This is a genomic window from Rhizobium mongolense subsp. loessense, assembly GCF_900099775.1.
Classification (GTDB): Bacteria; Pseudomonadota; Alphaproteobacteria; order Rhizobiales; family Rhizobiaceae; genus Rhizobium; species Rhizobium loessense.
Genome location: NZ_FMTM01000020.1, coordinates 36,607 through 59,214, shown reverse-complemented (window position 1 = coordinate 59,214; position 22,608 = coordinate 36,607). Strand labels below are relative to the sequence as shown.

Here is a 22,608-nt window from a genome sequence, read left to right as displayed (position 1 = left end):
TCAGTCGGCCTCAAGGCTTTCGATCAAGTCGATTTCCTCGGCCGTCAGTTCGTCTTGGTACATGAACCGCCAGTTGGCGCGGTAAAGCAGCCACGCGGTTTCGCGATCGATGGGCTGTGCCGGGTTTCTGTTCCAGCACAGGCTCGCAAGTCCGAGTAAATCAAGCGAAACGACCATCAGCCCTGATCTTCTTTAAATCGGGCATTTGCGATCCCAACGCTTTGCCGAGCGCTTTCGTGCCTTTGTCGGGCAGCCTCGATAGGCCACAGAATAGCCCTTCCCTCCACGAATCTCCTCGATCCCATGCCTCTGCCCATGCGTCGGCCAGTTCGTCGTTATGGCGCGTCTCTACGAGGGCTTCGAAGAGCAAGGCGGCCTGCGATAGGTCTTTGTCCGCTTTTACGCGTCCTAGCGTGTCTGTGAGGCTTCTGGAGGAGACGATAAGCTTGTGGACGGCATACCTCTCGGGAGCGGGAACGAGGACGTTCACGCCTTCGCGGAAGAGAAGCACCGTTCGGACAGGTTCGTAGATCAGGTAGTCGAGGAACCGGAGGTTTTCCGCCAACGCGCCACCGAGGGCGGGCATAGGGGACGGCTTACCCGTGTATTCGTCCGATCCCCGGTTTCCCGTCAGGAACTCCACCCGATAGCCCTTGGCATTCTGGAAGGCGACCATCTTGGCTCTGTCCGCCTGGTGCGGAACCGCTCGGAATTCGGCATCGACCGATTGGAGGACTTCCAGCACGGGCGGCAGGCTGTCTTGAACCCCGGCCGAGATCGCGAAGTCCGTGTCGCCCGTCTGCATGGCAGACGAGGGCAGCCGAACGCCGAGCATCCCTGCATAGGTGCTGAATGCCACCGACCCAATCAGGACGGCCCGCAGCCGGAACAATCCGCCGTCAGCGAGGGCTTTGGTGATGTCGCCTGCAAATGGATCGGGACCGGGGAGGCCAGCACGTCGCAGCGTGCTAACCATGCGCCTCCGTTCCCGGATGTTGTCCTTGATCTCCTTGTGGGCCTTCACCCGCGCCGTGATCGCCTCGTCGCTGTGTGGGCCGACATAGGTTCGCTTGTCCTTTCCCCCGGGAGTAGGGAGATCGAAATACCAGTAATCGCGGTCCTTCACTGTGACGGTCACGAACCATCCCTCCATTGGGAAGTCTGCCACAAACTGCCCGTCGAGCGTCCGCTGCGCCAGTTCCGCGAACATCGTCCGATAGCTGATGTCGATCTCTTTCATCATTGGCATTTCTTCCTTCTGGAGTGCGGCGGCCCTCTCGGCGGCTAGCTCGGCCATCGCCTTGTCGAAGCGCCGTTGCCATCCGCTGTGAAGTCGCTCCGATCATCTTATACACACCGCTGTTATAAGTATCTGCCAAAACCTTATAACTCCCGATGGAGCCCGCCTCCCAACGCAGACAGCCGCCAGCCGCATGATGCGGGGGACGATGCACGCAGCATCGGTATCGGAAGTCATCCGACAGCTCATCAACCAAAACGAACAGGCTTTGTGGGCCGAGATCGCAGGGAGCAATTCGGAATGACTGAACACCAGAGGAACGTAATAGCTGCCGACGACGTGCCGGCGATCTAAAGGGCCGACGACTGAGAGTCAGCTGCGGCCTCGTCGCCGTTTACGTTTCAATCTCGTAGAAAGTGCTGTCGGCGGCCCTGATAACCATCCACGTTTTATCTGGCTATGTGGATGCGGAGCCGATGGATCGCCCCAGATAACCCGCGGCGTATCCTCGGCCAATGCCGCTAAAACAGAGCCCGAAAGCCGCACTTTGTCTTGCGCCAAGGCCTCAAGCTGCTCGCCGCCTTCACCTGTGGCTAAACTTCATGTCCAGGCTCAGACGGCCCCACTGACCGCAACCTGCGCGAAAGCGCCGTCTTTCGAACGCGTATAAGCGTAGGAGGTTGAGCTCGTCGAAAGGCGTTTCCGGCAACTTTAGAGCGGCCTAATGAACGATTTGTGATCGTCAGGCGTTATCCTCAGGAGGAGGAAAGTGACCATGAAGAATATGAACAACAGGCAAGTGCATGTTCCAGGCCCGCACGACCGTGACGTTGCCGATCACTGCAAGAAACTTGGGGTTGATCCCGCAGAGGAGCGCAAGCTCTTGCGGTTGCTTGGCAAGAACGCGCCCCTTCATGAGATTCGAGCGAACGTCTCGCCGAAGCAGCCGCGGTTCCGCTGATCGCTGTCCTTTGTGCCTCGGGATCGGCGACGAACGGCTGAGCCGTTCGTCGCCATCTCCGGTGTCGCCGAAGGAATCGTCAGACCCCGCGCTTGTTGCCCCACAGCAGCACATGTAGTTGCGGCAGCACGCGCGCCTCGAACCACCGATCTTCCGTCACCTTGTCAATCAGCCAGAGCATCCGGTCCATGATGCCGTCGATATCGACGCTTGCTTCTTCGTCTGCGGGAGGGGGCGGCGTATGATTGCCGGGTTGAAGATAAACAGGAAGCGTCGGGTAACGTGCCGCGGCGGTCCGGGCGAAGAGGTAGTCTCGATCGTCGAACACAACGATCTTCAGCGCAAGCTGCGGCTTTTCGGCAGCCATTGTCAGGCAGGCCTCGAACGCGCGCCAGTCGGTCTCCATGCCGCTTGACGGCGGCTTCGGGCTCAGGACAAGAACATCGAGATCGGCAAACCAATCCTTGGCAATGCTGCCTTGGCTTTCCAGCGCGAAACGGAAACCCTCGCTGTGTCCGCGTTCTATCAGCGGCCCGAGCGGTTGGATCGCCGGATTGCCTCCCGATAGTGATACCGTCAGCGGTTTGTTGCCCGAAAGCCGCAAGACCTCCTGCCAGATATCGTCGACCGACATCGCACGCCATTGATCACGATACTCGCTGTCGACGGCATGCAGCGTATCACACCATGAGCAGCGGTAATCGCAGCCCCCCGTCCTGACAAAAACGGTCGGAAGGCCGATCAAGATACCTTCCCCCTGAATGGTAGGACCGAAGATTTCGCTGACGCGGATTTCGGCCTTGCGGGCGACGGTCATGGCCGGTATTCCGCCCAGGTCTTCGGCGTCTCGCTGACGCGCACGGCCGAGGTTTCCGGCAGGCGATCCTTGCACCAATCGTAGAAATGCTTCGCCAGACACTCAGCCGTCACCTGATCATGACCGAGGACCTCGTTTAGGTGGCGATGGTCGAAGTACTCGTCAATATAGGACTTCAGCGGCGCAAGTTCGTGGTAATCGCGGACAAATCCGTGGCTGTTGAGGGTAGCTGCCGATAGTTCCACCTCCACGACGTAATTGTGTCCGTGAAGGCGGCCGCATTGATGCTCGGCGGGCAGGCTTGTGAGCACGTGCGAGGCAGAGAAATGAAATTCCTTAGTGATGCGGAACATCATTTCACCTCGTCAGCAGCAAAGCCCGCGGTTGCGGCCACCCAGAAGTCCGGATCCTCGTAGTCCGTCGGATCGTCGATGCCGGCCAGATGAAACGCTTCGCGCCGTTCGACGCAGGTGCCGCAGCGGCCGCAGTGGCGCGGACCACCCTTGTAGCACGACCAGGTCTGTGCAAACGGAGTGCCGTTCCTGGCGCCATCGGTTACGATGTCGGCCTTCGAGATGGTCACGTAAGGTGCAAAGAGCGAAACGCTGGCATAGCCGTCGAGCGCCTGGTTCTGCATGTCCTGGAAGGACTGGATGAAACCTGGCCGGCAGTCCGGATAGATGAAGTGGTCCCCGCCATGCACGGCGACTGCGACCGCATCGGCCTTCTGCGCCGCCGCAAGCCCGAAGGCGATGGCAAGCATGATGGCGTTGCGGTTCGGTACGACGGTCGCCTTCATCGTCTCTTCGGCATAATGCCCGTCCGGAACATCGACGTCGTCGGTCAGTGCCGATCCCGTCAGATGGCTGCCTATGTTCCGGATGTCGATGATCTGATGGGCCACATTCAGGCGCTTGGCGCATGCAGCCGCGAAATCGAGCTCCTTGCGGTGCCGCTGTCCGTAGTCGAAGGAGAGAAGGCCGATGAGTTCGTGTTCCGCTGCAACCTTGTGCGCAAGCGAAACGGAGTCCAATCCGCCGGAGCAGATGACGATGGTTTTCATGATGTCGGATCCCTTGTTTTGACCGGGTGGGCTGCGACCGGATTACGGGAGCGCTTCTAAAGCAATTAACCCAGCTTGTGAAGGGTCCCGGCAGGAATGTTTATTAGCATTATCTTGCGTAGCAAAGGAACGAAGCGCAAGATGCTTCCACGGCGGAACGGGGCTCTGCCGCCTTGGGGAGGAAACCATGGACAACTTGAACCTTACGACCCTGCAGAAGGGCCAAACGGCTATGACGGACGTTGCGCTCAATGCCTTCGCGGCAGGTCTGCGCGGCAGATTGCTCACCGGAGCGGACGCCGATTACGACGAGGCGCGGGCCATATGGAATGGGATGATTGACCGGCGCCCGGGTCTCATCGTGCGCTGCGCTGGTGCCGCCGACGTTATGAGATCAGTCCGCTTCGCGCGCGAAAACAATCTTCTTTTGGCGGTCCGCGGCGGCGGGCACAACATCGCCGGCAATGCCGTCTGTGAAGGCGGCCTGGTCATTGATCTGTCGCCGATGAAATCGGTAAGGGTCGACCCGGGTACACGGCGTTTGCGGGTTGAGCCGGGTGCAACGCTTGCTGATGTCGATAACGAAACACAGGCTTTCGGGCTGGCTCTACCGACAGGAATCAATTCCACGACCGGCATTGCCGGTCTGACACTTGGTGGCGGTTTCGGCTGGCTTACACGCAAGTTCGGGCTGACGATCGACAATATCATCTCGATGGAGGTCGTAACCGCTGAGGGCAAGCTGGTACGCGTGAGCGAGAAGGAAGAGCCGGATTTGTTTTGGGCGCTGCGCGGCGGCGGCGGCAATTTCGGCGTCGTAACCTCCTTTGAGTTCCGGCTCCACGACCTGCCGGGCGAGGTTCTGGCAGGTCTGGTCGTCCATCCTTTTGCCGACGCGGAAACAGTGCTCAGGCAATATCGCCAGGTGCTCGAAACGGCGCCGGACGAACTCACATGCTGGGCGGTCATGCGCAAGGCACCGCCGCTGCCTTTCCTGCCCGCCGAATGGCACGGCAAGGAAATCCTTGCACTCGCCGTTTGCCATTGCGGCGACATCGAAGCGGGCAAAGTTGCAGCCGCGGCGCTTCGTGACATCGGCAATCCGATTGCCGATGTTGTCGGCCCGACACCTTTTGTCGCCTGGCAACAGGCATTCGACCCGCTGCTGACGCCAGGGGCGCGCAACTATTGGAAGAGCCAGGATTTCGCAGAGCTCTCGGATGCGACGATTGCAGTTCTCCTCGATGCCGTTCGCAAGCTTCCGGGGCCGGAATGCGAGATCTTCATTGGCCATGTGGGCGGTGCAGCGGGTCGCATCGCGGTGGAGGATACGGCGTTTCCACAGCGCAACTCGCATTTCGTCATGAACGTCCATGCGCGCTGGCGCGAGAATTCGATGGACAGCACCTGCATTGGCTGGGCACGCGAGCTCTTCGAGGCAACGAAGAAGCACGCCATCGGCACAGCCTACATCAACTTCATGCCGGAGGATGAAGGCGATCGCGTCGAAGCGGCCTATGGCGGCAACTACAAACGTCTGACGGAGATCAAGCGGCGTTACGATCCTCAGAATCTGTTCCGCATGAACCAGAATGTGCAGCCACAAGCGGAAATGCGGGCCGCCGGCTAACAACGGAATTGTATGGAACGCCGGGTGCCGCCCGCAAAGCTGATCATCGGCGGCACCGCAATGACTTGGGACCGCTCCATCCGTCTCCAAGCGGATCCAGGAGACTTGGCATCGCGGCTTCGCCGTAAGTGTCGAGGCGCAGACCGGCTTTCGAACAGGGGCTCCTGTTGCGGGGTTTTCCGGTTCAAAACTCCTACTGACCAACCGTCGGGCGGTCACAGAATTTGCCGAGACTTTGACGTGTGCGTTGGCGATGCCATCGATGGGTGAGGTTTTGTGGTTGCGGACGATGAACGGAAATATGCGGTATTGTGTAGCGCACCTAGAGGCCCCTTGCGCCGAGTTCGGTCATCCGAATTTATACGCGGTTGAGTTTGGTACTGGCTGGACGACTGTGCGCTTGGCAAGCTGGGTCGGGATCGAAGCTGGGTCAATAAATTTGTGGAAGCGATTGTTCGCGGTGGGCGGCCGAAAGGTGACCGCGAGCAGGTTTCGAACGCCCCATAAGGGGGCGCTTACTTCCACATTTGGTCAGGTTGCGACTCGTGGTCATCGCCAAATCGAAAGGTTCCGGCGCCCTTCGGTGAGCCTTGTCTCACAAAGAGGGTCTTTTGCGGCAGGTGGTGTGGTGGCGGACAAGCAGTCTTGCTGACAAATCAAAAAGGATCAATATTTGATTTTTGATACCTGTTTATCGGGGGAATGTCAGATTACCCGCGCCGTTACGGGGAAACATTGATGGTGAATGAACTGCGATAATTCTCAGGAGCTCACAAAATGGCAAGCACCAAACGGTCCTATGATGAGTCACTTTTGCGGAAGGCCTTCGATGTGGCGCGGCGGTCGCGCGAAGGTGGGGATCACCCATTCGGTTCAATTCTCGCCGACCATGATGGCAATGTTTTATTGGAACAGTGCAATGGTTACAGTTCGGAAGGTGGCGACCGCACGGCCCACGCGGAGCGGCTTCTCGCCACGCGCGCCGGCAAAGCCTATGATTTGGATTTTCTTGCCGGATGCACGATGTACACATCCGCGGAACCATGCGCCATGTGCTCAGGCGCGATCTATTGGGCAGGCATAGGGCGCGTCGTGTTTGGCCTGTCCGAGAGAGAGATGAAACAACAGATAGGCGATAACCAGGAAAATCCGACGCTTGATCTCCCCTGCCACATCGTGTTTGCCGCCGGTCAGCGCCCAACGGAAGTCGTCGGCCCCATGCTTGCGGGCGAGGCGGCGAAACTGCACGAAGAATACTGGTCTCGCCGTTAATGATCCTTCTGCGACAGGCCACGGTGCGGGACAATGGCCGCTTTCGGCTAGGAAGTAGACATAAGTGCATGATCTAGCAATGCCCCGTTTTTATGAGTTCACGGCGGCCAATCGCCCCTGCGGCCCGGGTCGATGGTCACCTTCCCGCGCTCGTGGTCGAAGCCATTCGTGGCGCTATTCAACAACTCCAAAGATCGGGCCGAACCCGCCATGCCAGGATCTGTCATTGCGGCCCATCTTCGGGTTGTAAACCCCCACACCTCGTCCACCATCGAGAAACAAAGCATTGGGGCATTTTAATTGGTCGCGGAACAGGCGCGCAAAATCGTGGAAATTCACCATGTCTTCGCTTGCGGCAAGGCGAACCGTGCCACCGCCACAGACTCCCACACCGCTGCGACGGGTTCGGTCTGTCGAACCTAAAATGAAGGCCGGGTGCAGCTTGTTCTGAATGACAAGCATTGGACCAGACTGGGTGGCGAACCGCACCTTGGGGCGACGTTTCAAAAATTGATCTGTCGGGAGTATTCCGGCCCTTGTGTCGTCAAAAAAGAACACGCCATTCGGCTTCTTATAGAAATTTGGCAGCAGACCGGCTGAGCCATCACCTCCGGCCGTATTGGCGGGTCGTAGTTCTCGGCCGGCCTCGACATAAAGTCCCATCGGAGAAAAATCGGCGCGGTACATCCCTGCGTTCATCGCGAATGTCAGCGCTCGTCCCTCTTTCCCCACCGCTTCGGCGACGCTCGAGAAATAGCGGTAAGGTTCGCCATCGACGCCCTTCCAGAACAATCGCAGGTCAGCTTTCCCCGGTTCCAGGGTGCAGACAATGTATCGCGCCTCCTCGAACGTTTCTTGCTCACAATCTTTGGCAAAGGCCGGCGGCAAGGACGTTATCAAGGCAGCCAGCATCACCGCTGCGATCAGCATTCCATTTTTCAGATACGTCATCGCGCCCGATATACCTTATTCAAGTCTTTAAAGGATCCATCCCGTTTGTGATTACTTGATGCGGCTAAATTCGAATGTGACGGAAACCGGTGATCACTATGGGCAATTCCAGCAGTTCGAGGAAGACAGTTTTCGGGCTTATTGTTGACCATGAAGCAGCACGTTCTCGGCTTCGTCGAAGCGTATTCGCGGTGGTTTAGCCACCGTGAACATCAGGAATTCCGGCTGATACGGTCGCTTGGCACCGCTGATGTCACAGGCCCTCGTCTGCTAGCCGCAACGGTTCAGAGGAGCGTCGCACGCCGATCCGGGCAGGGGTTTCGTTGACATGACGCGGTCTGCGGGATGTAGTGAAAGGCAGCATGGAACCGGTTCATCCGACCGCGGTTTAATCCGAAGAGGAGGCTTTTATCATGGTGCCAAATGAAATGGACGTTGTACTCGCAACTCTTCCGCTGCGCATCGGCACGTATGTGCCGGACGATCTGCTTGAAGACTGGTTTGCGCCTGATACGGGGATGAACCCGGTCAGCGACCAATGCCTGAAGGCTGCCAAAGCTTACGGACGCAAGTTTGAGTGCGAGTTCAAGTATTATACGGACCGCCAGGAAGGAGTCTTTTGGAAGTTTGTCCCAGCTCTGTGACCCCGCTTTGGGCACGACATGATGGGAGCGGCCGGCGCCGATAGATAGAGCTGCGGCGCCGGGTCCAACCCGATTAGCCCATTCAGTCGGGGACGACGACGAGCTTGCCGATGAAGTTTTTGGCCATGAAGTCCGTCTGAGCCCGATGGAATTCCGATAGCGGATAGACGCCGCCGACCAGGGGCCGGATTTTCTTGTCCTCGATATAGCCGACGAGCCGACGGAAGTCGGCGCGTGTACCCTGGCTCGATCCATGCAACTCCAGTTGCTTCAGGTACATTGTCCGCAAGTCGAGCTGAACCACCGGCCCGCCGATCGCACCGGCCGTCGTATAGCGGCCTTCGGGACGCAGAATCTTCAAAAGATCGTTGAACATCGATCCAGCGACGAGATCGGCCACGACGTCGATCGGCCGGCCGGCTGATGCCCGATCGACGGCTTCGACGAGATCATCGCCGCCGCGCGTGACGACTGCTTCTGCGCCGATGTCCAGCACAGCCTGCTCCTTGCCAGGACCGGCTATCGCAATCGGGATTGCGCCGCGCGCTCTTGCGAGCTGGATGATCGCCGATCCGACACCGCCCGATGCCCCCGTCACCAGCACGTGTTCGCCCGCAGAAAGCCGCGCCCGCTCAAGCATCCGTTCTCCGGTCAGGTAGGCACAGCAGAAGGTCGCAAGTTCGATGTCGGTGAGATCGGTATCGACGATATGGGCGTTTTGCGCAGGCAGCGCCATGTATTGGGCATAACCGCCATCCCGGCCGTGACCCATATAGTCGATGTCGGCAAGGCTGTCGTCTTCGCGATTATAGATCGAGAAATCGACCATTACACGCTCACCGATCCGCTTTGCGTCGATGCCGGCGCCAACCGCGACGATATGACCGACAGCATCCGTCCCCTGGATGCGCGGGAAGGTCAGCGTATTGCCTTTCCTGCGCCAGGTGGAGACGGCCGACGGGTCGTCTTCGGTGCCGTAGGCGCCCTGTCGGACCCAGACGTCGGTGTTGTTCATGCCGCAGGCCGTGACCTTGATGAGCACTTCGCCTGCGCCCGGCATCGGGACAGGAGCGGATTCGTTATAGACCAGCTTGTCCAGCCCGCCATGTCCGACGAGTTGTACGGCTGCCATCGTCTTCGGAACAACGGTCATCTCGCACTCCTTCCGATGGATTTAAAGACGTTGTCGATGGCTGCGGCCGCAGCTTTGACCACAGTATCGGCCTCGCCCCGGGTCAAACAAAGCGGCGGCGCAAAACCGAGGATGTCGCCCTGCGGCATGGCGCGGCCGATGACGCCGCGCTCCAGCAGTGCAGCGGCCACCTGCGGCCCGATCTTTTGGGAGGGATCGAAGAATTTGCGATCGTCCCGATCTGCAACAAACTCAACGGCCGCCATCAACCCGTCTCCACGCACCTCGCCAACGTTCTTGTGACCGCCGACGGCCTTTGCCAGTTCCGAGCGGAAATAGGCGCCGGTCTCGCCGGCATTCCTCACGAGATCAAGCTCATCGATCAGTTCCAGGTTGGCAATCCCAGCGGCGGCGCAGATCGGATGTGCGGCGTAGGTCCAGCCATGACCAATCGCCCCCATCTGATCGGAGCCCTGGACGAGCACCTGCCAGACCTTGTCGGAAACGATCGTACCGGAAAGCGGCGCATAGGCCGAGGTGAGGCCCTTGGCGATGGTGATCAGGTCCGGCTTGATGCCGTAGTGGTCCGAGCCGAACATCGTGCCCAAGCGCCCGAAACCGGTCACCACCTCATCTGCAACCAGCAGGACATCGTACTTTTCCAGCACGGCCTGGATCTTCTGCCAGTATCCGGCGGGAGGCGGAACGATGCCGCCTGTCCCGAGGATTGGTTCGCCGATGAAGGCGGCAATTGTTTCGGGACCTTCGGCAAGGATCATTTCCTCCAGCTTGTCGGCGCAAAATTGCGAAAACTGCTCCTCGTCCATCGAGCGGTCGGGCCGGCGGAAATAATAAGGAGCTTCCGTGTGGAGAATGGGCGCGCGCGGCAGGTCAAATGCCTTGTGGAAAAGTTCAAGCCCCGTTAGCGAGCCTGTCATGACACCCGAGCCGTGATAACCGCGCCAGCGAGAGATGATCTTCTTCTTGTCCGCCCGGCCGAGGATGTTGTTGTAATACCAGATGAGCTTGATGTTCGTCTCGTTCGCATCGGACCCGGAAAGGCCGAAGTAGACGCGACTCATGCCTTCGGGCGCGCGGTCGATGATCATCTTCGACAGCCTGATCGATGCTTCCGTGCCATGGCCGACATAGGCGTGATAGTAGGCAAGACTCTTTGCCTGTTCAGCGATCGCATCGGCGATTTTATGCCGGCCGTAGCCGACATTGACGCAGTAAAGTCCGGCAAAGGCATCGAGACTGGAGCGGCCGGTCGTATCGGTGATGTAGACGCCTTCACCGCTGCCGATCACCCGCGTCGGCGTCTCGCCACGTGCGTGCATGCCCATATGAGTGGAGGGATGGAAGAAATGATCCCGGTCCCAGGCGTTGAGTTCGTTGCTTCGTTCCAGCATGGCATTGTCCTTGATGTTGAACGGAAGGGCCTCAGGCGGCCGTGTCGATGCAGAGATATTTGAGCTCGGTGAAAGCTTCGATGCCGTGCCTCGAGCCCTCGCGCCCGAGTCCGGATTGTTTCCAGCCGCCGAAAGGAATGGGACCGCCGGTGATCTTCACCCGGTTGATCGCCACCATGCCGTATTCGAGGGCACGTCCAAGGCGCATCTGCCGGGCGCCATTTTCCGTGACGACATAGGCGACGAGACCGTATTCGGTGGCGTTCGCCTTTGCGATCACTTCGTCTTCCGTGTCGAAGACGCTGATGCCTGCCACGGGACCAAACGTTTCCTCGCGCATGATGAGAGCATCGGCAGGAACGTCTGTCAGCAGCGTCGGTTCGAAGAACAGTTGGCCGGCGACGTGACGTTTACCGCCGGTGACCAGCTTGGCTCCGCGCTTCAGGGCATCGGAGACCTGTTCCTCGACCTTGACGATCGCACGTTCGTGCATCAGCGGGCCGATATCGGCGTTCGCCGAAAGGCCGTTTGCCACTTTCAACGCCTTGATGTGGCGTGCAAATGCTTCAGCGAAGCGATCGGCGATTGAGCGGTGCACGAAGATGCGGTTGGCAGCCAGGCAATCCTGGCCCGACGTGGCGAACTTGGCGTCGATGGCAATTCTGGCCGCACGCTCGATGTCGGCATCGTCGAATATGATAAGTGGTGCATGTCCGCCAAGCTCCATCACCAGTCTTTTCATGCTTGACGCGCATTGAGCGGCAATGAGCTTGCCGATCCCGGTCGAGCCGGTGAAGCTCATTGCCCTGATGCGCTCGTCCTCGCACATGCGCCCGACGATGGTTGCCGCATCACCGGTGACAACATTGAATACGCCCGCCGGAATCCCGGCGCGCTCGCCGAGCTCGGCAAGTGCAAGTGCCGAAAGCGGGGTCTCGGATGAAGGATGGGCAACGACGGTGCAGCCTGCAGCAAGTGCTGCCGCAGCCTTGCGCGTGATCATGGCCGACGGAAAGTTCCACGGCGTGACGATACCGACGACACCGAGCGCCTCGCGGCGGACGATCATCTCAGCATCCAAAAGGTGGCTGGTGACGTTTTCGGCATTCAGCCGCTTGCCTTCCTCTCCGTACCATTCGACGAAAGAGGCGGCATAATCGATCTCGCCCAAGGATTCCGAAAGCGGCTTGCCCTGCTCGAGCGTCATGATCAAGGCGAGATCTTCCTTTGATGCCAGGATCAGATCGAACCAGTTGCGCAGGATTTTAGCCCGGTGCTGCGGCAGCATGGCGCGCCAGGCCGGCATTGCCCCAGCTGCCGCGTCGATCGCCGTTGCCGTCTCGTCCGCGCCAAGGCTTGCCACCCAGGCAACGGTTGCTCGGGAAGCAGGATCGGTAACTTCGAAGCTTTTGCCGGCGTCGCCCGCCGACCAGCGTCCGCCGATATAGGCGAGATCACGCAGCAGATGCCTGTCCTTGAGGCGTGAAAGCGCAGTGTGGAAATCGGGGCGGGCAAAAACCGCGGTCATGATCTGTCTCCTCATTGCCGACGGCCAAGTCTCCCACAGGCGGAGGCGAGAAATTGTCCATTGCCGATGGCCAGAAGAGAGAGATTGACTAAGGCTTTGGCGTGCCGCGGCTGATCTGTCTATGCGCCAGTTTGCGCATGACAATCCGAGATGGCGCAGCGCCATCCGCTAAGGTGGCCTGAAGGGCCGATACAAGCCACTTCAAGGGAGAACCGCGATCAAGAGGGCCGCCATTTCAAAGGCCGCCGCCGGCAGCCTTGCCTTTTTTGGGGCTGAATTCGAGCGAACGAACGAGCGATGCCGGGTTGCCAGTCCAGACGCCGTGGGCTGAAAGAACCCTTCGCCTACACCATATAGATGAGCACCGGCAGCCCACTATGCCGGTGCGGCAGGCTGCCGCATGCCCGAGATGGCGTGGTTGAGCCGCCGCATGTTCCCGAGGCTTTGCGATTCAGCGAAGGCCGAAGAAACTCAAAATCGCGATTATGATGACGACAGCGCCGACAAGCCAAATGAGATTATTCATGGAAATCCCCTGTTTGAGTTGAGCAATCAGTTGCTTGTCCGTTCTTAACACCTACAAAGGCTTAGGGTTCCATCGCCTCGATCCCTTCACCCGTGGCTCAAGGACAAGTGCTCGCTAGCGTCGACCGATTACCAGGCATGAGGCGCCAACCCGTTTGGCGGCTTTATCGTATCGCAGGTGATCGAGGACGCTTCCGATCCGAGCGGATCTGGCTGAGGGCTGAGCTGCCGATACGCGCTCACATGCAGCCGATACGGATGGCCGACTATCGAAGATTGTTCACGGTCGACCAATCAAAGAGCCAACGGGAAGGACCGTCTCGTCCTTGACCGTCTTCGTGACAATATAGGTAAAATAGCGCTCGATGCCGAGTTCACGGTCAAGCAGGTCATCGATCAGCCGCTGGTAGGCGTCTATATCGGGCGCTGCAATCTTCAAGAAATAGTCGATCCCGCCGCCGACAGACCAGCAGCCGATGACTTCCGGAATAGTCGCAATCACGCGTTCGAAGCGCTCGAAGTCGCTGTGGCGATGATTGGCGAGCGTCACTTCCACCATGACGCTGGCAACCGGGGCGATCCGGCGAAGCGCGACGCGCGCATGGTAGCCGGTAACGATGCCTGCCTTTTCCAGCTTTCGAAGCCGCATCCAGCAAGGTGTCGGCGAGAGGCCGGCCTTTTCGGCAAGCGCCAGCTTGGTGATGCGTCCGTCGCGCTGAATGGCGTCGAGGATACGCAGATCGATGGCGTCGAGTTTCATGGCATTCCCGGCTGCGCAAATCATTCCAAAGATGAGGAAAAGACAATGGGAGCGCATTTTGCCATTGTCAATTGAACTGATTTTCACCAGTGTTTAAATCATGACAAATTGGCGCCCCGATCCCTCCCAGCTTCGCCGGCCGGCCTATCTTTCTCTTGCCGAGCAGATCGCCCGTGCGATTGCCGACGGAAAGCTTTCGGACGGCGACCGGCTGCCGCCGCACCGAAAGATGGCCGATGGCCTGCAGCTTTCCGTGCAGACGGTGAGCCGGGCCTACGACGAATTGATCCGCCGCGGCTTAATATCGGGGGAGATCGGCCGCGGCAGCTTCGTGCAGACGCAGCCGCGCGAGCCCGAACCGCCCTACCTGCCCGAGCGACTCGGCGAGGTGATCGACCTTTCGATCCTCAAGCCGGTCTGCGAGCAGGTCCATCTTGAAAAAATGCGCCAGGCGTTTGCGTGGCTTTCGGAGAATCTTCCATCAAGTTCGGCGCTGTCTTTCAGACCGAACATGGTCTTTCCGCGTCACCGCGCCATTGCGGCGGACTGGCTGTCGCGCTGCGGCCTGGACGTCTCTCCGCTGAATATCTGCCTTACGAATGGTGCGACCTCCGGCATGACCGTCGCGCTGATGAGCGTTGCCCCGCCTGGCTCCACCGTTGCGACCGAAGCAATCAGCCACCATACGCTCGTGCCGCTGTCCACCTATCTCGGCCTTCACCTGGAGGGTTTGGCGATCGACGAGGAGGGCATGATCCCCGAAGCGCTCGACGAGGCTTGCCGCAAGGGGCCGATCCGGGCGGTCTTTCTGCAGCCGTCCGTCATCAACCCGATGGCGGCGCTGATGAGCGCCAAGCGCCGGCAGCAGCTTGCCGATGTCGCTGCGCGCCACGATATCGCGATCATCGAAAACGACATCCTGGGCCCGCTCGTGGAGGACCGCGCGCCGCCGATTGCCGCTTTCGCGCCGGAGCGCACGCTCTATGTCACAAGCTTCACGAAGATCACCGTACCGGGCTTGCGCATCGGTTATCTCGCAGCCCCCGACCGCTACGTCGCCGCCGTTGCCAACCGCCATCTCGTTTCGAGCTGGATGGCGACGCCGGCGATTGCCGAGATCGCCACCCGCTGGGTAAGCGACGGCACGGCTCTGGAACTTGTCAGGTGGCAGCGCGAGGCGCTGAAGCGCCGGCATGCGATCGCCGCAGAGACGCTGACGGGCCTTGCCTATCGCGCCCATCCCCAAAGCCTGCACGTCTGGCTGCCGCTTTCGGGCGGCCACCAGGAGGATTCCTTCGTGTCGCAGGCCCGCCTGCGTGGCGTTGCGATTGCGCCCGGCACCTCTTTCAGGACCGCCGACCAGGGGTGGACGCCCGCCGTGCGCATCTCGCTCGGCTCGACCACGGAAAACGAATTGCGAACCGGCCTTGGGATTGTCGCATCGCTGGCGCAAGGAAATCCCGAGGCGCTGCTGCTTGCGATATGACGCTGCTGCCTGCGAAATGAGCAGCACCAGAATAATTGTCATGATATTATTTTGCGAATTGACATGATTTGGATCGGCCGTCATCGTTAGTGCATTGCCTGTCTCAACAGGGAGAGATGAATGACGGCGCCGATCATCCGCATCGACAACATCGTCAAGAAGTACGGTCCACTGACCGTGCTCGACGGTTTGTCGATGAATGTCATGCCGGGCGAGAAGCTGGCGCTCATCGGGCCGTCCGGATCGGGAAAGACGACCATCCTTCGCATCCTGATGACGCTTGAACCGATCAGCGGCGGTCATATCGAGGTCGACGGAGAGCAGCTCTATCACATGCCGCGCGGCAACGAGCTTGTCCCGGCAGACGAGCGCCATTTGCATCGCATGCGTGAAAAGATCGGCATGGTCTTCCAGCACTTCAATCTGTTTCCCCACAAATGTGTCCTCGACAACGTGACGCTTGCGCCGATGCTGACGAAAGGCATCAAGCGCGCCGATGCGCAAAAGCGTGCGATGGAACTCCTCGAGATGGTCGGCATGGCTGACAAGGCCAAGAGCGTTCCTGCCCAATTGTCCGGCGGTCAGAAGCAGCGTGTCGCAATCGCCAGAGCGCTTGCGCTGTCACCGAAGATCATGCTCTTCGACGAGGTGACCTCGGCGCTTGATCCCGAACTCGTCGAGGAAGTCTTGAGCGTCATGAAGCACCTCGCGTCGGAAACCGACATGACGATGCTTCTCGTCACGCACGAAATGGGCTTCGCCCACGATTTTGCTGATCGCGTGCTCTTCTTCGACCGCGGCAAGATCGTCGAGGAAGGCAGTCCGAACGACATTTTCCGCAATCCGACGCAGGAGCGGACGCAAACCTTCCTGCGCAAGATCATCGCGGCCGGACATCGCATCTGACCGCTATGCAGCCTCAAGCAATAATCCAAGGAAAACCAGGAGCAGGGAACATGAAAAAGACAATTCTTCTAAGTGCAGCCGCGTTGTCCGCACTTCTTTCGACAGCGATTGCGCCAGCACAGGCCGTCGATGTCGAACAGCTCAAGGAGCAGGGCTTTGCCCGCATCGCCATCGCAAACGAGCCGCCCTTCACGTCGGTCGGTGCGGACGGAAAGGTGTCGGGCGCTGCCCCCGACGTTGCACGGGTTATCTTCGAGCGCCTCGGCGTCAAGGAAGTTGTCGCCTCGATTTCCGAATATGGCGCGATGATCCCGGGTCTGCAGGCCGGCCGCCACGATGCGATCACCGCCGGCCTCTTCATGAAGCCCGAGCGTTGTGCTGCTGTCGCCTATTCGGAGCCGATGCTCTGCGACGCGGAAGCCTTCGCCGTCAAGAAGGGCAACCCGCTGAAGCTCAAGAGCTATAAGGATATCGCCGACAATGCGGATGCCAAGATCGGCGCACCCGGCGGCGGCACGGAAGAAAAACTCGCGCTTGAGGCGGGCGTGCCGCGCGATCGCGTCATCGTCGTTCCGGACGGCCAGAGCGGCATCAAGATGCTTCAGGATGGCCGCATCGACGCTTACTCCCTGCCGGTTTTGTCGATCCATGATCTGATGGCCAAGGCCAATGACGCGAACCTTGAGACGGTCGCACCGGTCGTGGGCGCTCCCGTCTATTGCGATGGTGCGGCCTTCCGCAAGCAGGACGTTGCGCTTCGCGACGCCTATGACGTCGAGCTCAAGAAGATGAAGGAATCCGGCGAGTTCGCAAAGATCGTCGAGCCCTACGGCTTCTCGGCCGCGGCCGCAATGTCGACCAGCCGCGAAAAGCTCTGCGCGGCAAAGTAAGCCTGCCGACGTCCGGCTCCGCCAATGAGCGGAGCCGGTTTCTCAATCTCCTGAAAGGGACCCGTCCAGATGTCGGTATGGTCCGGCTACCTCACATTGATCCTGGAAGGTGCGCTCGTCACCATTAAGCTCACGCTCATGGGATCGGCATTGGCGCTTGTCATGGCATTCGTGGCCGGGCTTGCGCGGCTTTCCCGCTTCTTCGCCGTGCGGGCGCTTGCAACAGCCTATATCGAGTTCTTTCGCGGCACCTCGATCTTCGTGCAGCTCTTCTGGGTCTATTTCGTGCTGCCCTTTGCCGGGCTCACGCTGACGCCGCTCCAGGCAGGCGTTCTTGCTCTCGGACTGAATGTCGGCGCCTATGCGGCAGAAGTCGTTCGCGGTGCCGTCAAGGCGATCGGGCGCGAACAGACCGAAGCCTGCATCGCGCTCAACCTGTCGCGCTACCAGCGCATGCGCTACATCATCCTGCCGCAGGCGCTGCCCTTGATGCTGCCGACCTTCTGCAACAACGCGATCGAACTTCTGAAAGGCACCGCCGTCGTCTCGCTGATCTCGCTGACGGATCTGACCTTCCAGGCGCAGGTCGTGCGGGCACAGACGGGCAATACGCTGATACCGTTTGCGACCATTCTCGTTCTTTACTTCCTGATGGCCTGGGCAATTTCGACTGCGATGCGCTGGCTTGAGCGGCACATGACGCGCGGTCTCGACGGAATGAGGGTCTAGATCGATGGAATGGGACTGGGATTTCGTCTGGCAGATCATGCCGACGCTCATCGAAGGCTTCAAGATCACCATCCTTGCAACGGTACTGGGCGCGGTGGTTGCAGCCATCCTCGGCCTTGCGATCGCCCTTGTGCGGCGTTCGCCGATCACCGCACTATCGCGCGGCGTCGGCTTCTTTTCCGAGTTCATCCGCGGCACGCCGCTCCTGGTGCAGCTCTACTTCATCTTCTACGTGCTGCCGGATATCGGCATCAGACTTGCGCCACTCGTGGCCGGCGTCATCGGCCTCGGCCTGCACTATGCGACCTATACCGCCGAAGTCTACCGGGCCGGCATCGAGAATGTGCCGCGTGGGCAGTGGGAAGCGGCAAAGGCGACGAACCTGACCACGCGCCAGGCGTGGATCCATGTCATCCTGCCGCAGGCGATCCCTCCGATGATCCCGGCGCTCGCCAATTATTTCATCGCGATGTTCAAGGAGACGCCGCTGCTTTCGGCAATCACGGTGCTCGAACTGATGAACCAGGCCAAGAGCATCGCCAACAGTAACTACCGCTATATCGAGCCGATGACGCTGGTCGGTATCTTTTTCCTGGCGATCAGCCTGATCTCGGTGATCGGGCTGCGCTGGCTCGAAGAGCGCTATGCTCGGACGGAAGATTGAGATGACGGCAACGATCGATATCCTGACCGCAAGCCGCCGCCCGCGGCTGGACGAACGCCCCCTGGAAAAGCGCGTGGGTCTTGTGATCCTTGCAACCGATCATACGACGGAAGTCGACTTCCAGCGAATGGTCGCGAGCAATCGCATCGGCGTCTACGTGAGCCGCATCCATTATGCCAATCCGACGACGCCGGAAAACCTCCTGAAAATGCAGCCTTCGCTGACGTCAGGAGCAGGTCTCATCCTGCCAGGCGAACCGCTCGATGCGATCATTTATTCATGCACGTCGGCATCGGTCGTCATCGGGGATGCCAAGGTCGAGGCTGCAATTGCCGCTGCAAAGCCCGGCGTGCCGGTCGTCACGCCAACGGCGGCTGCGGTCGACGCGCTGCGCGCCTTCGGCGCAAGAAAAATATCGGTCCTGACGCCCTACACCGTCGAAACGAGCAGGCCGATGGCGGATTATTTCGCTAAGCTCGGTTTCGAAATAGACCGATTCACCTGCCTTGGGCTCACCGACGACCGCGAGATGGCGCGGATTGCGCCGGACGAGATCGCAGCGCTTGCGCTTGACGCCACTGCGCCAGGCTCCGATGCCCTCTTCATCTCCTGTACGGCGCTGCGGGCCGCCCAGGTCGCAGGCAGGGTCGAACAGAAGATCGGCAAGCCGGTGGTCAGCAGCAATCTGGCGACTGCCTGGGCCTGCCTGAGGCTTTGCGGCGAGGATCAGGCGCGGCCGGAAGTCGCCCGTCTCATGACGATGCCTTATCCGGAAAATTGATCTCATGACCACTTCTTCGCCAGTCAGCCTCCGGGACATCATTCTTGCGTCCGAGCGCATCTCCAGCCGGGTCCGCAAAACCCCGATCATAAGGTCGGACGCGCTCAGCGAGCGCGTGGGCACAGCCGTCTACCTGAAGCTCGAACACCAGCAGATTACCGGCAGCTTCAAGCTGCGCGGCGCCACCAATGCCGTGCTCTCGCTTCAGGCAGAGGAAAAGGCGCGCGGCGTCGTTGCCGCCTCGACCGGCAATCACGGGCGCGCGCTTGCCCATGCCGCGAAGGCGGCGAGTTCTACGGCGACGATCTGTATGTCGCGGCTGGTTCCCGAAAACAAAGTGGCCGAGATCCGCCGGCTCGGCGCAAATGTTCGCATCATCGGGCGCTCGCAGGACGACGCCCAGTTGGAGGTCGACCGTCTTGTACAAGACGACGGGCTGATCGCGGTCCCACCCTTTGATGACGCCAGGGTGATTGCCGGGCAGGGGTCACTCGGGCTGGAAATCTTCAAGGATTGCCCCGAGGCCGCAACGGTCCTCGTGCCGCTGTCGGGCGGCGGTCTCGCGTCTGGTGTCGCAGCCGCGCTGAAAGCGATCAATCCGGACGTTCGCATCATCGGCCTCACCATGGAGCGGGGTGCGGCCATGAAGGCAAGCCTTGAGGCAGGGCGCCCGGTGGAGGTCCAGGAAGAGGAGAGCTTTGCCGATTCCCTGGGTGGCGGCATCGGCCTTCATAACCAGCTCACTTTCGCGATGTGCCGCGACCTGCTCGCTGACGTCGTTCTTCTGAGCGAGCCGGAGATCGCCGCGGGCATGCGTCATGCCTATTGCGCGGAAAGCGAGGTGATCGAGGGAGCGGGTGCTGTCGGGATTGCGGCGCTGCTTGCCGGCAAGATCGAGATCACCGGGCCGGTGGTTGCGATCCTGTCAGGGCGCAATGTCGACATGGAGCAGCATCGAAGTGTGATCAACGGCGCGACCGCGCCTATCAGAAAGGATGTGGCATGAGCTCCATGGTCATTCTGACGGAAGCAGATCTCCGCAAGGTCATCGGCCTCGATCGTGATGCCGTCGGCTGCGTCGAAGACGCCTTTAAAGCGCTGGCGACGAAAGCCGTCTCCATGCCACCGATCCTGAGGCTCGACGTTCCGGAACATCGTGGCGAAGTCGATGTGAAGACGGCCTATGTCCCAGGCATCGAAAGCTTCGCCATCAAGATCAGTCCCGGTTTCTTCGACAATCCCAAAATCGGGCTTGCGAGCACGAACGGGATGATGGTGCTGCTTTCCAGCAAAACCGGCCTTGTTCAAGCGCTGCTCCTCGACAACGGCTACCTGACCGACGTCAGAACCGCGGCTGCGGGAGCCGTCGCGGCAAAGCATCTGTCGCGCGAGACTTCGAAGGTCGCGGCGATCTTCGGGGCGGGTATGCAGGCGAAATTGCAGCTTGAGGCGCTGATGCTCGTACGGCCGATCCGCGAGGCGCGGATCTGGGCGCGCGATTTTGCCAAGGCGCAGGACGTTGCCGCGCAGCTCGCCAAGGCGCTTGGGTTGGCCGTCACCGCGGTGGCGGACCCGAAGAATGCGGTCGCTGGGGCCGACGTCATCGTCACGACCACGCCTTCGCAAACGCCGATCCTGAAGGCCGAATGGTTGGAGGCCGGCCAGCATGTGACGGCCATGGGTTCTGATGCGGAACACAAGAACGAGATTGACCCCGTCGCAATCGCCAAAGCCTCGCTCTATGTCGCCGACAGCCTGAAGCAGACGCGCAGGCTGGGCGAACTTCACCACGCGATCGCAACAGGCACGGTTGCCGCCGACGCGGCATTTCCGGAACTCGGACAGATCGTAGCCGGTCAAAGCCGGGGCCGTTCGCACGCCACGCAAATCACGATCGCGGACCTGACCGGCACCGGCATACAGGACACTGCCATCGCCACGCTTGCCTTTGCGCGAGCCAACGCCGCCAACGCCGGAACCATATTCGAAAGCTGACCGGTGCGGCACCGGACAAGGGAGAAGAGACCATGAGTGAGCCTAAACTGAAATTTTCGCGCGAGGAATACGGCGCCCGCCTCGACAAGACCCGAAAGGCGATGGAAGCCAAGGGCATCGAATTGTTGATCGTCAGCGATCCATCGAACATGGCCTGGCTGACAGGCTACGACGGCTGGTCCTTCTATGTGCATCAGGCCGTGATCGTGCCGCCGTCCGGCGAACCGATCTGGTTCGGTCGCGGGCAGGACGCCAATGGCGCAAAGCTCACCGCCTACCTGAAACACGAAAACATCATCGGCTATCCCGATCACTACGTGCAGTCGACCGAGCGGCACCCGATGGATTACCTCTCCGGCATTTTGACGGACCGCGGCCTCAATAGAAGTTCGATCGGCGTCGAGATGGACAATTACTGGTTTTCGGCGGCAGCCTTCGCTTCGCTCCAGAAGCATCTGCCGAATGCCCGTTTCGTCGACGCGACGGCGCTCGTCAACTGGCAGCGCGCAGTCAAGAGCGAGACGGAAGTCAAATATATGCGCAATGCCGCCCGCATTGTCGAAGCCATGCATCAGCGCATCTTCGACAAGATCGAAGTCGGCATGCGCAAATGCGATCTCGTCGCGGAGATCTATGATGCTGGGACAAGAGGCGTCGACGGGATCGGTGGGGATTACCCGGCCATCGTGCCTTTGCTGCCGTCAGGCGTGGAGGCCTCTGCCCCGCATCTCACCTGGGATGACCGGCCGTTGAAACGGGGCGAGGGAACCTTCTTCGAGATCGCCGGCTGCTATAATCGCTACCATCTGCCGCTTTCGCGCACCGTTTTCCTCGGCAAGCCGACGCAGGCTTTTCTCGATGCGGAAAAGGCAACGCTCGAAGGCATGGAAGCCGGCCTTGCCGTCGCAAAGCCCGGCAATACCTGTGAGGACATCGCCAATGCCTTCTTTGCGGTCCTGAAAAAATACGGGATCGTGAAGGACAATCGCACCGGTTATCCGATCGGGCTTTCCTATCCGCCGGATTGGGGCGAGCGGACCATGAGCCTGCGTCCCGGCGACAAGACGGAATTGAAACCCGGCATGACCTTCCATTTCATGACAGGTCTCTGGCTCGAAGACATGGGCTTCGAGACGACCGAAAGCATTCTGATCACGAAGACTGGCGTCGAATGCCTCGCCAATGTGCCGCGAAAGTTGATGGTCAAGGACTGATGGGATGA

The 22,608-nt window shown here is 60.0% G+C and carries 24 protein-coding genes; 14 read left to right on the top strand and 10 right to left on the bottom strand.

All coding sequences use genetic code 11. The annotated features are described in order from the left end of the window. On the bottom strand, positions 1-177 hold the full coding sequence (locus BLP23_RS34015; protein WP_167364052.1) for a hypothetical protein: 177 nt from the start codon (positions 175-177) through the stop codon (positions 1-3). Then, positions 161-1,243, bottom strand: coding sequence for a nucleotidyltransferase family protein (locus BLP23_RS31955; protein WP_092588703.1), 1,083 nt, complete (start codon positions 1,241-1,243; stop codon positions 161-163). Before BLP23_RS31955 ends, BLP23_RS34015 begins: the two co-directional genes overlap by 17 nt. Before the next feature lie 772 nt (positions 1,244-2,015). On the opposite strand from BLP23_RS31955, the gene BLP23_RS31950 reads away from it, so the two are divergent. Continuing rightward, the gene (locus tag BLP23_RS31950) at positions 2,016-2,201 is read left to right on the top strand and encodes a hypothetical protein (protein ID WP_022712945.1); all 186 of its coding nucleotides are present in this window, start codon (positions 2,016-2,018) and stop codon (positions 2,199-2,201) included. 79 nt (positions 2,202-2,280) lie between these two features. Here the strand turns inward: BLP23_RS31950 and queE are convergent, their stop codons facing one another. From queE to queC, 3 genes are read right to left on the bottom strand one after another with little or no spacing between them, the layout of a single operon-like run. After that, positions 2,281-3,018, bottom strand: coding sequence for a 7-carboxy-7-deazaguanine synthase QueE (gene queE, locus BLP23_RS31945; protein ID WP_092588695.1), 738 nt, complete (start codon positions 3,016-3,018; stop codon positions 2,281-2,283). Continuing rightward, complete coding sequence (queD, locus tag BLP23_RS31940) at positions 3,015-3,371, bottom strand: 6-carboxytetrahydropterin synthase QueD (RefSeq protein ID WP_092588694.1); 357 nt, start codon at positions 3,369-3,371, stop codon at positions 3,015-3,017. Before queD ends, queE begins: the two co-directional genes overlap by 4 nt. After that, positions 3,371-4,081, bottom strand: a complete 711-nt coding sequence (gene queC / locus BLP23_RS31935; RefSeq protein WP_092588693.1) for a 7-cyano-7-deazaguanine synthase QueC — start codon at positions 4,079-4,081, stop codon at positions 3,371-3,373. The genes queD and queC overlap by 1 nt, the downstream gene beginning before the upstream one ends. A 187-nt stretch (positions 4,082-4,268) precedes the next feature. Between queC and BLP23_RS31930 the strand changes: the two genes are divergently transcribed. Together BLP23_RS31930 and BLP23_RS31925 are read left to right on the top strand one after the other, a co-directional pair. After that, complete coding sequence (locus BLP23_RS31930) at positions 4,269-5,711, top strand: FAD-binding oxidoreductase (protein WP_092588692.1); 1,443 nt, start codon at positions 4,269-4,271, stop codon at positions 5,709-5,711. A gap of 777 nt (positions 5,712-6,488) precedes the next feature. After that, the gene (locus BLP23_RS31925) at positions 6,489-6,983 is read left to right on the top strand and encodes a nucleoside deaminase (RefSeq protein ID WP_092588691.1); all 495 of its coding nucleotides are present in this window, start codon (positions 6,489-6,491) and stop codon (positions 6,981-6,983) included. A gap of 174 nt (positions 6,984-7,157) precedes the next feature. On the opposite strand, the gene BLP23_RS31920 is transcribed toward BLP23_RS31925, so the two are convergent. Further along, positions 7,158-7,934, bottom strand: coding sequence for a phosphodiester glycosidase family protein (locus BLP23_RS31920; protein WP_092588690.1), 777 nt, complete (start codon positions 7,932-7,934; stop codon positions 7,158-7,160). Between the two features lie 410 nt (positions 7,935-8,344). On the opposite strand from BLP23_RS31920, the gene BLP23_RS31915 reads away from it, so the two are divergent. Then, positions 8,345-8,578, top strand: a complete 234-nt coding sequence (locus BLP23_RS31915) for a hypothetical protein (RefSeq protein WP_167364053.1) — start codon at positions 8,345-8,347, stop codon at positions 8,576-8,578. Between the two features lie 82 nt (positions 8,579-8,660). Here the strand turns inward: BLP23_RS31915 and BLP23_RS31910 are convergent, their stop codons facing one another. The 3 genes from BLP23_RS31910 to BLP23_RS31900 are packed head-to-tail and all read right to left on the bottom strand — an operon-like array spanning position 8,661 to position 12,650. After that, complete coding sequence (locus BLP23_RS31910) at positions 8,661-9,731, bottom strand: alcohol dehydrogenase family protein (RefSeq protein WP_092588688.1); 1,071 nt, start codon at positions 9,729-9,731, stop codon at positions 8,661-8,663. Continuing rightward, positions 9,728-11,122, bottom strand: coding sequence for an aspartate aminotransferase family protein (locus BLP23_RS31905; protein ID WP_092588687.1), 1,395 nt, complete (start codon positions 11,120-11,122; stop codon positions 9,728-9,730). The genes BLP23_RS31910 and BLP23_RS31905 overlap by 4 nt, the downstream gene beginning before the upstream one ends. A gap of 31 nt (positions 11,123-11,153) precedes the next feature. Beyond that, the gene (locus BLP23_RS31900) at positions 11,154-12,650 is read right to left on the bottom strand and encodes an NAD-dependent succinate-semialdehyde dehydrogenase (protein WP_092588686.1); all 1,497 of its coding nucleotides are present in this window, start codon (positions 12,648-12,650) and stop codon (positions 11,154-11,156) included. Positions 12,651-13,050: 400 nt separating this feature from the next. Between BLP23_RS31900 and BLP23_RS34010 the strand changes: the two genes are divergently transcribed. After that, positions 13,051-13,224, top strand: coding sequence for a hypothetical protein (locus BLP23_RS34010; protein WP_167364048.1), 174 nt, complete (start codon positions 13,051-13,053; stop codon positions 13,222-13,224). A 231-nt stretch (positions 13,225-13,455) separates the two neighbouring features. Here BLP23_RS34010 and BLP23_RS31895 read toward each other — a convergent pair whose 3' ends face one another. Next, on the bottom strand, positions 13,456-13,935 hold the full coding sequence (locus BLP23_RS31895) for an Lrp/AsnC family transcriptional regulator (protein WP_167364051.1): 480 nt from the start codon (positions 13,933-13,935) through the stop codon (positions 13,456-13,458). A gap of 100 nt (positions 13,936-14,035) precedes the next feature. Between BLP23_RS31895 and ehuR the strand changes: the two genes are divergently transcribed. The 9 genes from ehuR (at position 14,036) to doeA (ending at position 22,600) form a co-directional block, all read left to right on the top strand. Continuing rightward, a complete protein-coding gene (gene ehuR / locus BLP23_RS31890) occupies positions 14,036-15,421 on the top strand; it encodes a MocR-like ectoine utilization transcription factor EhuR (protein WP_092588684.1) in 1,386 nt (461 codons plus the stop codon). A gap of 120 nt (positions 15,422-15,541) precedes the next feature. Then, complete coding sequence (gene ehuA / locus BLP23_RS31885) at positions 15,542-16,327, top strand: ectoine/hydroxyectoine ABC transporter ATP-binding protein EhuA (RefSeq protein ID WP_092588683.1); 786 nt, start codon at positions 15,542-15,544, stop codon at positions 16,325-16,327. Between the two features lie 50 nt (positions 16,328-16,377). Beyond that, positions 16,378-17,217, top strand: a complete 840-nt coding sequence (gene ehuB, locus BLP23_RS31880; protein ID WP_092588682.1) for an ectoine/hydroxyectoine ABC transporter substrate-binding protein EhuB — start codon at positions 16,378-16,380, stop codon at positions 17,215-17,217. A 69-nt stretch (positions 17,218-17,286) separates the two neighbouring features. Continuing rightward, the gene (ehuC, locus tag BLP23_RS31875; RefSeq protein WP_092588681.1) at positions 17,287-17,946 is read left to right on the top strand and encodes an ectoine/hydroxyectoine ABC transporter permease subunit EhuC; all 660 of its coding nucleotides are present in this window, start codon (positions 17,287-17,289) and stop codon (positions 17,944-17,946) included. Positions 17,947-17,950: 4 nt separating this feature from the next. Next, positions 17,951-18,610 carry an ectoine/hydroxyectoine ABC transporter permease subunit EhuD gene (ehuD, locus tag BLP23_RS31870; RefSeq protein WP_092588680.1) on the top strand — a complete coding sequence of 220 codons (660 nt, stop codon included), beginning with the start codon at positions 17,951-17,953 and terminating at the stop codon, positions 18,608-18,610. 1 nt (position 18,611) lies between these two features. Continuing rightward, complete coding sequence (gene eutA / locus BLP23_RS31865) at positions 18,612-19,391, top strand: ectoine utilization protein EutA (protein WP_092588679.1); 780 nt, start codon at positions 18,612-18,614, stop codon at positions 19,389-19,391. A gap of 4 nt (positions 19,392-19,395) precedes the next feature. Next, positions 19,396-20,397, top strand: coding sequence for a hydroxyectoine utilization dehydratase EutB (gene eutB / locus BLP23_RS31860; RefSeq protein ID WP_092588678.1), 1,002 nt, complete (start codon positions 19,396-19,398; stop codon positions 20,395-20,397). Further along, positions 20,394-21,386 carry an ectoine utilization protein EutC gene (gene eutC / locus BLP23_RS31855; RefSeq protein ID WP_092588677.1) on the top strand — a complete coding sequence of 331 codons (993 nt, stop codon included), beginning with the start codon at positions 20,394-20,396 and terminating at the stop codon, positions 21,384-21,386. The genes eutB and eutC overlap by 4 nt, the downstream gene beginning before the upstream one ends. A 32-nt stretch (positions 21,387-21,418) precedes the next feature. Then, on the top strand, positions 21,419-22,600 hold the full coding sequence (gene doeA / locus BLP23_RS31850; RefSeq protein ID WP_092588676.1) for an ectoine hydrolase DoeA: 1,182 nt from the start codon (positions 21,419-21,421) through the stop codon (positions 22,598-22,600). Positions 22,601-22,608 lie beyond the last annotated feature (8 nt).

Coding starts and splice junctions, on each gene's coding strand:
- BLP23_RS31925 (WP_092588691.1), top strand. CDS start 6,489: ATGGCAAGCACCAAACGGTCCTATGATGAGTCACTTTTGCGGAAGGCC.
- BLP23_RS31950 (WP_022712945.1), top strand. CDS start 2,016: ATGAAGAATATGAACAACAGGCAAGTGCATGTTCCAGGCCCGCACGAC.
- eutB (WP_092588678.1), top strand. CDS start 19,396: ATGACCACTTCTTCGCCAGTCAGCCTCCGGGACATCATTCTTGCGTCC.
- ehuA (WP_092588683.1), top strand. CDS start 15,542: ATGACGGCGCCGATCATCCGCATCGACAACATCGTCAAGAAGTACGGT.
- ehuB (WP_092588682.1), top strand. CDS start 16,378: ATGAAAAAGACAATTCTTCTAAGTGCAGCCGCGTTGTCCGCACTTCTT.
- BLP23_RS31910 (WP_092588688.1), bottom strand. CDS start 9,731: ATGACCGTTGTTCCGAAGACGATGGCAGCCGTACAACTCGTCGGACAT.
- BLP23_RS31920 (WP_092588690.1), bottom strand. CDS start 7,934: ATGACGTATCTGAAAAATGGAATGCTGATCGCAGCGGTGATGCTGGCT.
- eutA (WP_092588679.1), top strand. CDS start 18,612: ATGACGGCAACGATCGATATCCTGACCGCAAGCCGCCGCCCGCGGCTG.
- BLP23_RS31955 (WP_092588703.1), bottom strand. CDS start 1,243: ATGATGAAAGAGATCGACATCAGCTATCGGACGATGTTCGCGGAACTG.
- queC (WP_092588693.1), bottom strand. CDS start 4,081: ATGAAAACCATCGTCATCTGCTCCGGCGGATTGGACTCCGTTTCGCTT.
- BLP23_RS31895 (WP_167364051.1), bottom strand. CDS start 13,935: ATGAAACTCGACGCCATCGATCTGCGTATCCTCGACGCCATTCAGCGC.
- ehuD (WP_092588680.1), top strand. CDS start 17,951: ATGGAATGGGACTGGGATTTCGTCTGGCAGATCATGCCGACGCTCATC.
- ehuR (WP_092588684.1), top strand. CDS start 14,036: ATGACAAATTGGCGCCCCGATCCCTCCCAGCTTCGCCGGCCGGCCTAT.
- BLP23_RS34015 (WP_167364052.1), bottom strand. CDS start 177: ATGGTCGTTTCGCTTGATTTACTCGGACTTGCGAGCCTGTGCTGGAAC.
- eutC (WP_092588677.1), top strand. CDS start 20,394: ATGAGCTCCATGGTCATTCTGACGGAAGCAGATCTCCGCAAGGTCATC.
- BLP23_RS34010 (WP_167364048.1), top strand. CDS start 13,051: ATGCCCGAGATGGCGTGGTTGAGCCGCCGCATGTTCCCGAGGCTTTGC.
- ehuC (WP_092588681.1), top strand. CDS start 17,287: ATGTCGGTATGGTCCGGCTACCTCACATTGATCCTGGAAGGTGCGCTC.
- queD (WP_092588694.1), bottom strand. CDS start 3,371: ATGTTCCGCATCACTAAGGAATTTCATTTCTCTGCCTCGCACGTGCTC.
- BLP23_RS31930 (WP_092588692.1), top strand. CDS start 4,269: ATGGACAACTTGAACCTTACGACCCTGCAGAAGGGCCAAACGGCTATG.
- BLP23_RS31905 (WP_092588687.1), bottom strand. CDS start 11,122: ATGCTGGAACGAAGCAACGAACTCAACGCCTGGGACCGGGATCATTTC.
- queE (WP_092588695.1), bottom strand. CDS start 3,018: ATGACCGTCGCCCGCAAGGCCGAAATCCGCGTCAGCGAAATCTTCGGT.
- BLP23_RS31900 (WP_092588686.1), bottom strand. CDS start 12,650: ATGACCGCGGTTTTTGCCCGCCCCGATTTCCACACTGCGCTTTCACGC.
- doeA (WP_092588676.1), top strand. CDS start 21,419: ATGAGTGAGCCTAAACTGAAATTTTCGCGCGAGGAATACGGCGCCCGC.